Annotated in this window: 14 protein-coding genes and 1 tRNA gene; 2 read left to right on the top strand and 13 right to left on the bottom strand. The window is 33.4% G+C overall.

Features of this window, described 5'->3' with window-relative positions:
• Positions 1 to 117: 117 nt before the first annotated feature.
• The 3 genes from deia_RS00455 to deia_RS00445 all read right to left on the bottom strand — a co-directional run bounded on the left by deia_RS00455 (position 118) and on the right by deia_RS00445 (position 2,133).
• Positions 118 to 456, bottom strand: a complete 339-nt coding sequence (locus tag deia_RS00455; protein ID WP_146820214.1) for a ribosome-binding factor A — start codon at positions 454 to 456, stop codon at positions 118 to 120.
• A gap of 12 nt (positions 457 to 468) precedes the next feature.
• Positions 469 to 750: a 30S ribosomal protein S21 gene (locus deia_RS00450; RefSeq protein ID WP_146820213.1), complete on the bottom strand. Its 282-nt coding sequence runs from the start codon at positions 748 to 750 to the stop codon at positions 469 to 471.
• A gap of 99 nt (positions 751 to 849) precedes the next feature.
• Positions 850 to 2,133, bottom strand: coding sequence for an N-acetylmuramoyl-L-alanine amidase (locus tag deia_RS00445; protein WP_146820212.1), 1,284 nt, complete (start codon positions 2,131 to 2,133; stop codon positions 850 to 852).
• 123 nt (positions 2,134 to 2,256) lie between these two features.
• Between deia_RS00445 and deia_RS00440 the strand changes: the two genes are divergently transcribed.
• A tRNA-Ser gene (locus deia_RS00440) sits at positions 2,257 to 2,344 on the top strand.
• A 453-nt stretch (positions 2,345 to 2,797) separates the two neighbouring features.
• Here deia_RS00440 and deia_RS00435 read toward each other — a convergent pair.
• Complete coding sequence (locus deia_RS00435; protein WP_222912630.1) at positions 2,798 to 3,118, bottom strand: recombinase family protein; 321 nt, start codon at positions 3,116 to 3,118, stop codon at positions 2,798 to 2,800.
• A 339-nt stretch (positions 3,119 to 3,457) separates the two neighbouring features.
• On the opposite strand from deia_RS00435, the gene deia_RS00430 reads away from it, so the two are divergent.
• Positions 3,458 to 3,805, top strand: a complete 348-nt coding sequence (locus tag deia_RS00430) for a hypothetical protein (protein ID WP_146820211.1) — start codon at positions 3,458 to 3,460, stop codon at positions 3,803 to 3,805.
• Positions 3,806 to 3,868: 63 nt separating this feature from the next.
• Here the strand turns inward: deia_RS00430 and deia_RS00425 are convergent, their stop codons facing one another.
• The 9 genes from deia_RS00425 to deia_RS00385 all read right to left on the bottom strand — a co-directional run bounded on the left by deia_RS00425 (position 3,869) and on the right by deia_RS00385 (position 12,127).
• Positions 3,869 to 4,681, bottom strand: coding sequence for a TrbG/VirB9 family P-type conjugative transfer protein (locus deia_RS00425; protein ID WP_146820210.1), 813 nt, complete (start codon positions 4,679 to 4,681; stop codon positions 3,869 to 3,871).
• On the bottom strand, positions 4,672 to 5,631 hold the full coding sequence (rfbD, locus tag deia_RS00420; RefSeq protein WP_161982752.1) for a dTDP-4-dehydrorhamnose reductase: 960 nt from the start codon (positions 5,629 to 5,631) through the stop codon (positions 4,672 to 4,674). The genes deia_RS00425 and rfbD overlap by 10 nt, the downstream gene beginning before the upstream one ends.
• A 191-nt stretch (positions 5,632 to 5,822) precedes the next feature.
• On the bottom strand, positions 5,823 to 7,697 hold the full coding sequence (dnaK, locus tag deia_RS00415; protein ID WP_146820208.1) for a molecular chaperone DnaK: 1,875 nt from the start codon (positions 7,695 to 7,697) through the stop codon (positions 5,823 to 5,825).
• Positions 7,698 to 7,814: 117 nt separating this feature from the next.
• On the bottom strand, positions 7,815 to 8,282 hold the full coding sequence (locus deia_RS00410) for a hypothetical protein (RefSeq protein WP_146820207.1): 468 nt from the start codon (positions 8,280 to 8,282) through the stop codon (positions 7,815 to 7,817).
• Between the two features lie 141 nt (positions 8,283 to 8,423).
• Entirely contained in the window at positions 8,424 to 8,672 is a 249-nt protein-coding gene (locus tag deia_RS00405; protein ID WP_146820206.1) for a hypothetical protein, read from the bottom strand.
• A gap of 123 nt (positions 8,673 to 8,795) precedes the next feature.
• Entirely contained in the window at positions 8,796 to 9,878 is a 1,083-nt protein-coding gene (gene ispG / locus deia_RS00400) for a flavodoxin-dependent (E)-4-hydroxy-3-methylbut-2-enyl-diphosphate synthase (RefSeq protein ID WP_146820205.1), read from the bottom strand.
• A gap of 4 nt (positions 9,879 to 9,882) precedes the next feature.
• Complete coding sequence (locus deia_RS00395) at positions 9,883 to 10,224, bottom strand: hypothetical protein (protein WP_146820204.1); 342 nt, start codon at positions 10,222 to 10,224, stop codon at positions 9,883 to 9,885.
• A 3-nt stretch (positions 10,225 to 10,227) separates the two neighbouring features.
• Entirely contained in the window at positions 10,228 to 10,776 is a 549-nt protein-coding gene (locus deia_RS00390; protein ID WP_146820203.1) for a Panacea domain-containing protein, read from the bottom strand.
• 145 nt (positions 10,777 to 10,921) lie between these two features.
• Positions 10,922 to 12,127, bottom strand: coding sequence for a pyridoxal phosphate-dependent aminotransferase (locus deia_RS00385; protein ID WP_146820202.1), 1,206 nt, complete (start codon positions 12,125 to 12,127; stop codon positions 10,922 to 10,924).
• Positions 12,128 to 12,135: the final 8 nt, after the last annotated feature.

Genomic DNA, 12,135 nt, shown 5'->3' with positions numbered 1-12,135 from the left:
GCTCACCCCCAAAAAACCCTTTCGCAGTCGAGGTAAATTGTGATTTCGGGGATGTGTTTAGGGTTTGGAAAAGATTTCAAGAAAAATACGCCAGGTTTAGTTTGGAAAATTGGAGGCTCACCCCCAAAAAACCCTTTCGCAGTCGAGGTAAATTGTGATTTCGGGGATGTGTTTGAGATGCAGGTCTGAAGATATTTTTTTCTTTATATGCAGAATTATAGTTTTGTCAACCTCAAGTTTTTTGTCTAGAACCGGTGCGATAATTTCGCTAGTAAAAAATTCCGACCACAAAAATATGTCAACTTTTTTCAAGTCTGAAGATGCAACAACCCTTGAGCAAAAAACAAAAAAACCCAATAGGCATATAGGATTTTCAGTAATAAATGAGGATACACAACGCAAAACAAGAGATGAAAATCTTTTTTGCCGCACAGATGGATTGTTAATTTTTATCATTTAGCACTGAATTTACTGATTTTGTAACTCTATTTTTTGATGTGAAACCGTATATGATATGCTTGAATTATTATCAACTTGACCAATTTTCCCAGATCTTGCTTTTTGTCTTCTATTGTAAGCCTGCAGTTGTTTATATTTTTTTCTCTCAGCACATTTTAAATGATATTTTTTTATCTTCAAACGCACAAAAGTACCCTCTTTTTGCATTATGTGTCTCAGCTTGCCAAGCGCCGATAAAACCTCATTATCATTACCATTTACACTAACGGAAGGCCCAGTATTACTATTCATAAAAAATCAGAATGCAGGGATTAGTAACATATAAAATATATTTTGCAAGGGTTTTTTTGTTTACTTAAAAAGAAAAATTGATGTACAATGTATAAATTATCACTGCACACTGTAACGAAGACTACATTCACTTTTTCTTTTTCTCAAACTCTCAACACAAGACTGATTTTGTGTATTTTGACTATGCTGCATTTGACAATACTGCTTACTTTCATTATATTGATTGCCTTGCATTTTATTATAAATTTGCTCTTGTTTATTGATCTTTTTTATATTATTATCAATAAAATTTTCCAATTTCACACTATGTGATATTCTTGTATAATCATAAAAATTCAGCCCACCATCTTCCGTCTTCCATTTTTCTTTCTCCTGTTTGCAAAAATTATCATACTGCTGTTCAGATGTACCAAGCACAGTAAGAAATAATTCTCTGTCTGCATGAAAAAGGTAATCCATCATGCAATTATGTAAATTTGCAGAGGTATCAAGATATCTATACCCAACATCATGTAACTCCTTCGCACACTCTTCGTAGCCACCATTACCAAAAATATAGCCAACAATTTTCTCATGATTCGGTGATTTTTGCGGCCAAGATTGCACACCAGGAACACTTTCTTCAATACTTTTAAGAAACTCTGGTGGCATTTGATTGTAGCATGGATCGGTTTTTCTACATGGCGAAATTGTACCATGCGTTGCTACGAATTTAATATCTGGATATTGAGTTTTCAAATATTGCAATAATAAAATCAATGAATCGTATTGGCCCTGATTTATCTTATTATATTCAGGTGTAAATATTTCTATTCCAATTGAATATGGATTCAGATTTTTAAGATCTTTAAAATGACTAACTCCTGCGTGAAATGTAAGAAGATCTGCAGGAACAAGGCAATGTATTTTACCATTAATATCAATGCCATAATTTGCACTTACCCCATATTGATGATATACATCAATAGCTTCTTTAGCAGGAAGTGATGTTGTGTGAATAACTATTGATGAAATAGATCTGTCTTTATTTACACGAGCAATACCCTGTTTGAGATTTTGCGATGACTGTATTCTTGTGTCATCTTTTAGCAAATTTAACAGCTCAGGCATTTCTTTTTGATTAAGTTCAGTCAATCGATTAATTAAGCCGCTCATTTCTTCTTCATTAAATTTATCACCATTTTTATTATAATCTTCTACAAAAGCTTTTAAAGCTTTTATATCTGTTTCTTCTATACCTGTTTCATTAAAAAATTCTAATGCATCGTTTAAACCTGGCATACTTTTTTTAAGATCATCTGATACATAATCTTTTAACAAATTAATAACTAACCTTGTTTTATTAAACATGTAGTCCTCTTTAATATTAATACCTTGTTGCATAAAAAAATAAATACCCTAAATATTATATTAATTATTTTATTTGTCAATAGTAAATTTTAATATACATATAAATCTTATGAAAAAAAACTTGATTATTATTTTTTTTAATCCACAATCCACATTGGACAGATGGTCGAGCGGTTTAAGGCTCCGGTCTTGAAAACCGGCGTGGGGCAACCCACCGGGGGTTCGAATCCCTCTCTGTCCGCCATGATGGATGACTATCTAAATTTACTATTAGTTTCTTAATCTGATGATGTATAAACTTGATGGCTAAATACTTCTTGGTTATTGTTTAGCTTATCAGATTTATATTCCTTCAAGCTCAATAATGAATCTCTATTTACTTCCAATTTCAATTCATCATCTTTGTAAATTACTTTGCTAATTAAGTGCCTTATAAAACCTTTTTGCTGTTGATTTGTTAAAGTGCTCCAACAAAAAATCTTTCCTGATTTAGCCTGCCATTGTTTGGTGTTTATTCCCAGAGTTTAACTTCTCTTTGAGAAGATTAATTGATTTTACTTTAAGATATGATTCAAAAAGGTAATTTACTGTTTCCATTTCTTCTGCATTTGGTATCAATTTTCTTTATACCCAAGTGGCACAATTCCATCCATCCACATGCCTTTCTTTTTACTTGGGTATATTTATCTCTGATTCGCTATCCCGTAACTTCACGTTCAAATTGAGCAAAGGATAGTAATATATTCAATTTCAATTTACCCATTGAGTTTGTTGTATTGCAACTTTGGGCTACCGAGACGAATGAAATGTTTTGCTTCTCAAAAGTCTCCATTATCTTGAAGAAATCTGATAGGGATCTTGATAGTCTATCTAGTTTATAAACCACCACGCAATTGATATATCCGCTTTTACTATCTTGCTTAAAGCCAATTGTTAAAACTTGTAAAAATTCCCCATCCGAATCACGATTTGTCACCACCCGGTTGTTAAAAAATGCATTTGCGCTTAAGTTTTTCATGTTTGAAAAAAAATTTGGGTTTTTGCTCTAAATAAAAAATTAATCTGGAAACAAAAAACTTATAAAATACATATAAAATCAGCTTAATTGACCTAAATTTCGATGAAATTACGCAACAATTTTTTTGATCATGACATTTTTGCAAACTTGTTTGTACAAGAGTGAGATATAGGGGTTGGTAATGAAAAAATAAAGCTTGGTTTGACGTTTTTGCCTAATACGAAAATATTTTAAAGTCAAAAAGTGAGAAAATTAGCTCAAAATAATAAAAAATTAATAAAATATTTGACAAATAAAATAGTGATAATGGTTATGTCATAATATAATTTTTCGCTTAATATGAAAGACATTTTTAGATTTTACCTTGGCATTGTTTCATTAATTTCAGTAATAGCAATTACTATAACATTTTCCGCACTTACAATAAATGTTGCTAAATTCCTCATAATATCCGATAATGAATACATTGACTATAAGAAAAGTAGTGATTTGTGTAAAAATCAAAAAAAATACACCCAAAGTGAAATTGATATATGCAATGAAAATATCGGTAAAAAGCAAATTAAAGATAGAAGATTTAATGTCAAAAGTAATGCACTTGAATGGATAGTATGGCTATTTTCTTTTACCGTATTATTTATATTTCATTATCCAAAACTTTGTAAAATTAGCAAAGATTTCAAATAGCATATAAATAGCCAATTTTCTTATCATTGTGTTTGAAGCGATTTTTTTGAATATTTGATAGATTTACTTTATATCCTTTGAATTGACAGGCTTTTTCATTGCAAAATCGTTATTACTTTTTTTCATAGATTCATTAAATACGCACACTATATCAGAGCCATGTCGTAATGTTAATATTTGCGATATTGACTCAAGTATTACATAATCTCCAATAATTCTAAAATTTGCTATTTCCTCATATCCTTTGCTATCTACCTTAAATACAGCTGGCAGTGTAGCATTTTTATCCTTAAACTCAAGATATGTAAACTGTCCATCGTCAAAAATTTTAATTGGAGCTATTGTGTCAGATCCAGCTATGGTATAGTTAAAGTTATAATTTTGCGGTTTGCTTAAATCTGGAGCCGATTTTGTTGCATATTTAATCACAGTTGTTTCCTCGGTTTTTCCATCAGCATTAGATTGCTCTTTTGGATATTGAAACGCAACGCCAAAAGCAAGCCTTGGATCAAAAGGATTTTTCGCAATTTTGACATGGAATTCAAAAAAATATGTCCTTTTATTTGTTAAAATAATTGCTATAGTGTCTCCATCTTCGGATATCGGTTTTAAAAATAATTTTGAACCGTTTGTCTCAAATGACCATTTATCTTCAACGGCGGTCGAAACATTACTCACCGTTTCACCATCCTCAAATTCTATATAAGATGGAATATTTAAAAAGCCAGTATACTTAAATACAGCATTTGGATAATAACGCCAATATTTCAGTCTTTTCTCTGCGCCGTATGCCTGTGGCTCTATCGTTGTTGCATAAGAATTGCAATTTGCAAAAATAAATATTATTATAAATGTTATTTTTAGTATTACTTGCATGGATTACCTGAAAGACATTTAAACGCACAATCAAGAGAATATATCCAATCTTTCATTTCTATACCAAGTTTATTTTTTATCTTTGTTGCATCAAGCCTTGAATTTAAAGGCCTTTGAACATCTTTATGATCTGAAGCAATTGGTGTAATTTCAATATTATGCAATTTATCGGAAATACCATGTAAATCTGCATATTCTATAACTTTTTGCGCAAATTCATACCTTGATGTAAAGCTATTTGGACAAAGGTGGTATATGCCAAAAATATCATTTACAACCTGAGTTTTATCATCTTTAGAAATATGCATTTTACTTTTCCAAGTTGGAATTCTATGCAAAACTTCATATGTGCATTTTGCAATATCAAAAGCATTTGAAGGACCTCCAAATTGATCATTTACAACCGATAACTTACCATTTTCCTCTGCCCATTTAATTACTTTTGCAACAAAATTATTTTTATCAAAAACGGAATATACCCAAGAAACACGCAATATAATATACTTTTCCAATGTCTCAATGATAGCTTTTTCGCCAAGTAGCTTACTTTCGCCGTAATAATTTACTGGATTTGGCACATCATTTTCATCATACAAACCATCTTTATTCCCATCAAAAACGAAATCCGTTGAATAGTGTAATAGCGGTATATCTGCTTTTCTGCAAAACTCAGCAAGCATTCTCACGCATGTTGAATTAACTTTTAAAGCCATTGCCTTGTCTTTTTCCGCTCTTGCAACATCTGTGTATGCCGCAGCATTTATAATACACGATACTTTTTTTCCATCTAGTGCCTCGTAAAGCTGTATTTTGAATAACCTTTCATCCGAAAAATCAAGACTCCTTCTATTTAAAATCATAGTCTGATTCCTCGGCATTACACGCTCAAGAGACTTACCAACTTGCCCATTACCAATTACAACGGTGATAAAATTATTACTTGACTTCACAAGAGGAACATACAACCCAAGGCATTATATATTCAGCAATATAATAATCAAGTATTTTTTTAAATGGCGTTTATTTTAAATCTTAATACGATAAAAATTTGCTTTTATTAATGGGTATTTACAGAAGATACAGGATTATAGAAGTAAAAAACCCCGCCGAAACGGGGCTTTATGTTGTTTTGAGTTTAAAATCAACCAACATCTTTTGGACCTTCGCTGCCAGATGAAGAGCTTTCAGATGATTCACTTTCTGCCTCATTATTTCCCTTGCCATACATAATTTCACCAATTTTCATCAGTGCATTTTGTAGTGCATCGGTTTTAGATTTCACTGCATCAAGATCGTCTTTTTCACGAACATCTTTCAGGTCTTTAATAGCATTTTCAATATCACTTTTTTCTTTTTCCGGAAGCTTGTCTTTATATTCGTTTAAAGATTTTTCCGCTTGGTGAATAGCAACATCAGCTTGATTTTTTGCCTCGGCAAGCTCCTTTTTAGTCTTGTCTTTTTCAGCATTTTCCTCAGCTTCTTTTACCATCTTTTTAATTTCATCTTCAGAAAGACCGCCGGATGATTTAATGGTAATTTTTTGCTCTTTTCCAGACGATTTATCCTTTGCCGAAACATGTAAAATACCATTTGCGTCAATGTCAAAAGACACCTCAATTTGCGGCATTCCGCGTGGCGCAGGAGGAATTCCATCTAGCATAAATTCGCCAAGATTTTTGTTATCTGCCGCCATTTTTCTCTCACCTTGGAAGACTCTAATGCCAACTGAGTGTTGATTATCATCTGCCGTTGAGAAAACTTGCGACTTTTTAGTTGGAATTGTTGTGTTTTTCTCAATTAAAACAGTCATAACGCCACCCATAGTTTCAATACCAAGTGAAAGTGGAGTAACGTCAAGCAATACAACATCTTTTACATCACCTCTTAAAACCCCACCTTGAATTGCCGCACCAATTGCAACAACTTCATCAGGATTTACCCCTCTGTGCGGGTCTTTTCCAAAAAATTCCTTTACTTGCTCGATAACTTTTGGCATTCTTGTCATACCACCAACCAAGACAACTTCATGAATATCAGATGGAGAAAGCCCAGCATCCTTCAATGCTTTTTTGCATGGCTCTATAGTTTTTTGAATCAAATCATCAACTAATTGCTCAAGTTTCGCGCGGCTAAGCTTTATATTCATGTGCTTTGGACCTGTAGCGTCTGCTGTAATGTAAGGTAAGTTAATGTCAGTTTCAAGAGCGCTTGAAAGCTCAATTTTCGCCTTTTCCGCCGCCTCTTTTAATCTTTGCACAGCAAGTGGGTCTTTTGCAATATCAACACCTGTATCTTTTTTAAATTCATCGATTAGATATTGTTGAATGCGATAGTCAAAGTCTTCACCACCAAGGAATGTATCACCATTAGTTGATTTTACTTCAAATACACCACCGCCAATTTCAAGAACCGAGACATCAAATGTACCGCCACCTAAGTCGTAGACTACGATTTTTTTATCACCCTTTTTATCAAGGCCGTAAGCAAGAGCCGCAGCCGTTGGTTCATTGATAATACGCAAAACTTCAAGACCTGCGATTGTTCCTGCGTCTTTTGTTGCTTGTCTTTGTGCATCATTAAAGTAAGCCGGCACTGTAATTACAGCTTTTGTAACTTTTTCACCAAGGTAAGCCTCCGCAGTTTCCTTCATTTTAGTTAGTACATAAGCACCCATTTGGCTTGGTGAATATTCTTTGCTGTCAATTCTTATCCAAGCATCACCAGATTTTGATTTAATAATATCAAATGCTGAGTGCTCTTGTTGTTTTTTAACCTCTAAGTCTTCAAACGATCTACCAATTAGTCTTTTTGATCCATTTACAGTTTTTTTAGGATTAGTCACAGCTTGTCTTTTTGCAACCGTTCCAACTAAAATGTCTTTGTCTGTAAAGCCTACTATTGAAGGAGTTGTATTTGCACCTTCAGAGTTCATAATAACCTTTGGTGTTCCGCCTTCCATAACTGCAACGCACGAATTTGTTGTTCCAAGGTCGATACCTATAATTTGTCCTGACATATAAAATAAAACAATGTTCAAGATTTATATATTCAATTTTTTTCAAATTTCAAGAGATGTGAAAAAAATAATTTTATTTTTTACTAATTATAGAAAAAAATATTTACCAAATCAAAATCACTTAACTTGGAACTGTAATTTCTGTTTTTTGTCTTTTTCTTTTTGCTGCCATTTATTCAGATCGTTTGTTATTTTAACTTTCTCTACCGTGCCACCATTGTTCTTTGAATTTTTATTGTATGTGTCTTGATATGTTTTGCCATAGTGCTTAATGTTACATTGCGCCACTATTAGTAAATTATCATTATCATTGTTTCTTGGCGTAACCTGTATCACCAACCCTCTTTCGGTGAAAGGTCGCGATGCCCTAGTTACCGAAAGTATGCGCGGTATGCCTGATACAACAATGCTAATATCTTTAAGCTCTGGAGTGTTTTTAACCTTGAGAAATACATCTTCAGCAAAGCAATTTTCTGGATTATCAGTTACATATTTTCCATCAAGAAAAACATCAACTGGTCTTCCTCCTTGTTTTACACTTTCCTCAAAACCTTGGTTTAAAATTATCAAATTACTATTTTTCATTTTTGCAGTTCCACACCCGAAAACTTTAACTGTTACTGACTTAATTGATTAATTTTGACTATAAATCGCCTTGCATATTTCAGCTATATCAGATGAATTGAATTTTTCCAAAGAAAGCTTACCATTATTACGTTCCAAATATTATAATTCACCTAAAAATGTCAATTTTAATTCTTTTATTTCTTTATGACTTTCTTTAATACCGTTATTAATTGTTTTTATAACCCCTTCTGTGCCTTTATATTCCTTTGAAACAGGAAAATCCAAATCAAAAGAAATGCGATATGTATCATAATATTCGATATGAGATCTTTCACCCTCATTCTTGTTACTTGCAAGAGGCATAAAAACCTTAAAAACACTTGAATCTTTTTGTTTTTGTTGTAACATATAATAAATTAAATCTCGCTATTATACCGCAAAATTTAGCAAATGTCAACTAAAAATTGATAATTTTTTTCACACAACATATCAATAATACATAACAATAGTTTAAGATTTTAGTAAAAATTTTTACTCATTATCCATTTCCAACGCAAGTTTTATTACATGATCTGCAACATCACTTCCCGCTGGGATTTTATGATCTGGTTTGCCGTTTATATAAACAAGATGTTGCCCAGAGCCAGCGCCAGTTATTCCGATATTTGTATGTTTTGCTTCGCCTATTCCATTTACAACGCACCCAAGAACGGAGATTGAAATTGGTTTTACGATATGCGCCGTTGCGGCCTCGATTTTTGCAATTGTTTTGCATACATCAAATTGCTGACGAGCGCAAGATGGGCAAGAAATTATATTTACCCCACGATTACGCAGCTTTAAAGACTTTAAAATGTCGTATGCAACTGCTATTTCCTCTTCTGGACTAATGGAAAGTGAAACACGCATAGTATCTCCAATTCCCTGCATAAGCAAATGACCAAGGCCGATGGACGATCGAACTGTGCCAATATTCCTTGTTCCTGCCTCGGTTATTCCAAGATGAAGTGGGTAGTCACACGCAGCTGAAAGCAATTCATAGCTTTTAATTGCAAGCATAACATCTGATGCTTTAACGCTTATTTTCGTCTGGTAAAAGTCCAAATCTTCAAGGATTTTAACTGACTCCATTGCGCTTTCAAGCAGGGCATCAGGGCATGGTTCTTGATATTTTTCAAGCAGTTTTTCCTCCAAACTTCCGGCATTTACGCCAATTCTTATACTGCATCCATTATCTTTTGCAGCTTTTACAACCTCTTTTGCACGATCAATTGAGCCAATAGTTCCAGGGTTTATGCGAAGGCATTTAGCCCCATTTTGCGCCGCTTCTATTCCGCGTTTATAGTGAAAATGAACATCTGCTATTATTGGAACTGGTGAATTTTTCGAAATTTCCCGCATTGCATCGGTTGATTCTTTATCCGGCACAGAAACACGAATTACTTCAGCCCCTGCCTTTACGCATCTTTCAATTTGTTCTAAAGTTGCTTTTGCATCGCTTGTTAAGGTGTTTGTCATGGTTTGAACAACTATAGGATTTCCCGCGCCAATTTTGACATCTCCAACCGAGATTTCCCTTGTTTTTTTGCGATTTATTTTATATTCGAAGGACATATGGTTATAGTTTATTGCGTTTTTCTTCTGCCTCAAAAAGGCCACGAAGTATTATATAAGTCAGCCCGACAATTGATGCATAAAATGTGCCAAGTAATGCGATTAAGACGGTGGAATCTAATTTAAAATTACCATCTTTATATCCAGTTTTATACAAAAGATCAAATATGAAGAATGTACATACACAGCTATAAATTCCAACACAAAGCATCATCCAAAATCTCCATTTATGCTCATCTTTTGCTTTTTTAAGCGCAAAAGACTGTTCTTGCTTGGTGTGAGACTGTTTTTTGACTTTTTTATTTTCTGATTTTTTAAAAATTTTCCAGAATTTGAAATATTTCATCCGTTATACACAAAAAACCTCTTCCATTTCAGCCTCAAAAATTGATAAATCCTTTAAATCACTCAGTGCTTTATCTTTAACATCATTTCCATTGTCTGTCACGGTATACCAAGCTCCATCTTTCATGTGGCTTAAATTTCTTAGCTTAATTGCACTTTTATCACCAAGCGCATCCAAAACTGCAACAATCGATTCTTTTACGCCATCTTTTAATTCTGTTGCAATTGTAACATTCTGACCCTCTTCTTGTATGAATTCTTCAATTGCATCACTTCCATAATCTTTAAATGCATGATAAACAGCCTGATTTACAGGACCATGTTTCCAGAAAGAAATTAAATCTGGTTTAATTAAAAACTGTTTATTTTTTATAAAATGATATCCGTTTACATAGTATATCAATTTTTGAAGATGCATATTTGTAACATCATCTATATCATTTCCATTGCATATAGCAAGTATCAAATTTGCAAGACCACATGGGTTTAATCCACGATTACCATTTATAAGCGGAACCTGTTTTATATCGGTAATGTTATTAGTATTTTCCATACAAAAAACAAATTGTAACTAAAAAATAATCTTATTATTATTAAAATCAAGAATTAAATTATGTTAATTCATAATAAACATTTTATTTCAGGGAAGCAATTTAACAGTAAAACAATATCTTTGTATTCAGTAGTTTTTGCCAAAACTATCCAAGCGACATTATAAATTCACGAATTTTCTCAATCCCGCTTTTGATAGTTTCCATGTCTGTTGAAAACGATAGTCTAAAGTGATTTGGCGTTCCAAATGCCTCGCCGCTTACCGTTGCTACATATTTTTGTGCAAGTAACTCATTGCAAAAATCATTACCAGAGCTAATTTTTACACCATTTTTTGTCACCCTCCCAATTAAGGCAGAAATATCGGAAAAAGCATAAAAAGCGCCCTGCCCCATCAAGGTTTTGATGCCGTCGATTTTTGAAAGCTCTGCATATACAAAATCACGCCTTTCTTGCATTATTTTTCTCATTTCCAGTATTTTAACCATACTTTCGCTTGAATTGAGTGCAATTTGAGCCGCATATTGCGCCATTGCATTTGGGCTTGATGTTGATTGAGATTGAATTGTACGCATTGCGCCTATTAAATTCTTGTTTTTACACGCTCCATATCCAATTCTAAAACCAGTCATGCAATAGGATTTTGAAACGCCATTAATTATCATCACTTTTTCACTTAAATCTGGCGCAATATTTAAAATATTTGTAAATTTCAGGTCATCAAAAATTATGTGTTCGTAAATATCGTCAGTCATAATATTTACATGTGGATTTTTACGCAAAACATCAGCAATTTCCGCAAGACTTTCAGGGCTATAGACACTTCCAGTCGGATTTGAAGGCGAATTTAGCATTAACCACTTGGTTTTTGGTGTGATTTTTGCCTCTAAATCAGCAGCTTTTAAGCAGAAATTATCCTCCATTTTTGTTGGCACTAAAACTGGAACGCCGTCAAACATTGCAACTATATCAACATAAGAAACCCAAGATGGAGTTGGAATTATCACCTCGTCACCTGCATTTATACTTGCCATCATGGCGTTAAAAATTACCTGTTTTGCACCTGTTCCAACGCTTATTTCGGAAATATCGTAATTTAAGCCATTTTCACGCAGTAACTTACCGCAAATCGCCTTGCGAAGATCGATGGTTCCATCGACGATTGTATACCTTGTCATGCCTTTTTCCATTGCCTCGTTTACAGCATCGCATATATGCTTTGGAGTTGGTAAATCCGGCTCTCCAACACTAAAATCAATAACATAAATGCCCTGATTTTTCAGCTCTTTTGCACGATTTGACATAGCAATGGTAGGTGATGGCTTAATTTTTGAAAGCAAATTTGAGATCATATACCAAT

This window comes from Candidatus Deianiraea vastatrix (genome assembly GCF_007993655.1).
In the GTDB taxonomy this organism is placed as follows: domain Bacteria; phylum Pseudomonadota; class Alphaproteobacteria; order Rickettsiales; family Deianiraeaceae; genus Deianiraea; species Deianiraea vastatrix.
The sequence above is the reverse complement of the archived record's forward strand: the minus strand, read 5'-3'. Positions and strand labels throughout refer to the sequence as shown.

What these genes read in the sequence shown, in the direction of transcription:
- deia_RS00455 (WP_146820214.1), bottom strand. Translation starts at nt 456, where the DNA reads ATGATAAAAATTAACAATCCATCTGTGCGGCAAAAAAGATTTTCATCT.
- deia_RS00450 (WP_146820213.1), bottom strand. Translation starts at nt 750, where the DNA reads ATGAATAGTAATACTGGGCCTTCCGTTAGTGTAAATGGTAATGATAAT.
- deia_RS00445 (WP_146820212.1), bottom strand. Translation starts at nt 2,133, where the DNA reads ATGCAACAAGGTATTAATATTAAAGAGGACTACATGTTTAATAAAACA.
- deia_RS00435 (WP_222912630.1), bottom strand. Translation starts at nt 3,118, where the DNA reads ATGAAAAACTTAAGCGCAAATGCATTTTTTAACAACCGGGTGGTGACA.
- deia_RS00430 (WP_146820211.1), top strand. Translation starts at nt 3,458, where the DNA reads ATGAAAGACATTTTTAGATTTTACCTTGGCATTGTTTCATTAATTTCA.
- deia_RS00425 (WP_146820210.1), bottom strand. Translation starts at nt 4,681, where the DNA reads ATGCAAGTAATACTAAAAATAACATTTATAATAATATTTATTTTTGCA.
- dnaK (WP_146820208.1), bottom strand. Translation starts at nt 7,697, where the DNA reads ATGTCAGGACAAATTATAGGTATCGACCTTGGAACAACAAATTCGTGC.
- deia_RS00410 (WP_146820207.1), bottom strand. Translation starts at nt 8,282, where the DNA reads ATGAAAAATAGTAATTTGATAATTTTAAACCAAGGTTTTGAGGAAAGT.
- deia_RS00405 (WP_146820206.1), bottom strand. Translation starts at nt 8,672, where the DNA reads ATGTTACAACAAAAACAAAAAGATTCAAGTGTTTTTAAGGTTTTTATG.
- ispG (WP_146820205.1), bottom strand. Translation starts at nt 9,878, where the DNA reads ATGTCCTTCGAATATAAAATAAATCGCAAAAAAACAAGGGAAATCTCG.
- deia_RS00395 (WP_146820204.1), bottom strand. Translation starts at nt 10,224, where the DNA reads ATGAAATATTTCAAATTCTGGAAAATTTTTAAAAAATCAGAAAATAAA.
- deia_RS00390 (WP_146820203.1), bottom strand. Translation starts at nt 10,776, where the DNA reads ATGGAAAATACTAATAACATTACCGATATAAAACAGGTTCCGCTTATA.
- deia_RS00385 (WP_146820202.1), bottom strand. Translation starts at nt 12,127, where the DNA reads ATGATCTCAAATTTGCTTTCAAAAATTAAGCCATCACCTACCATTGCT.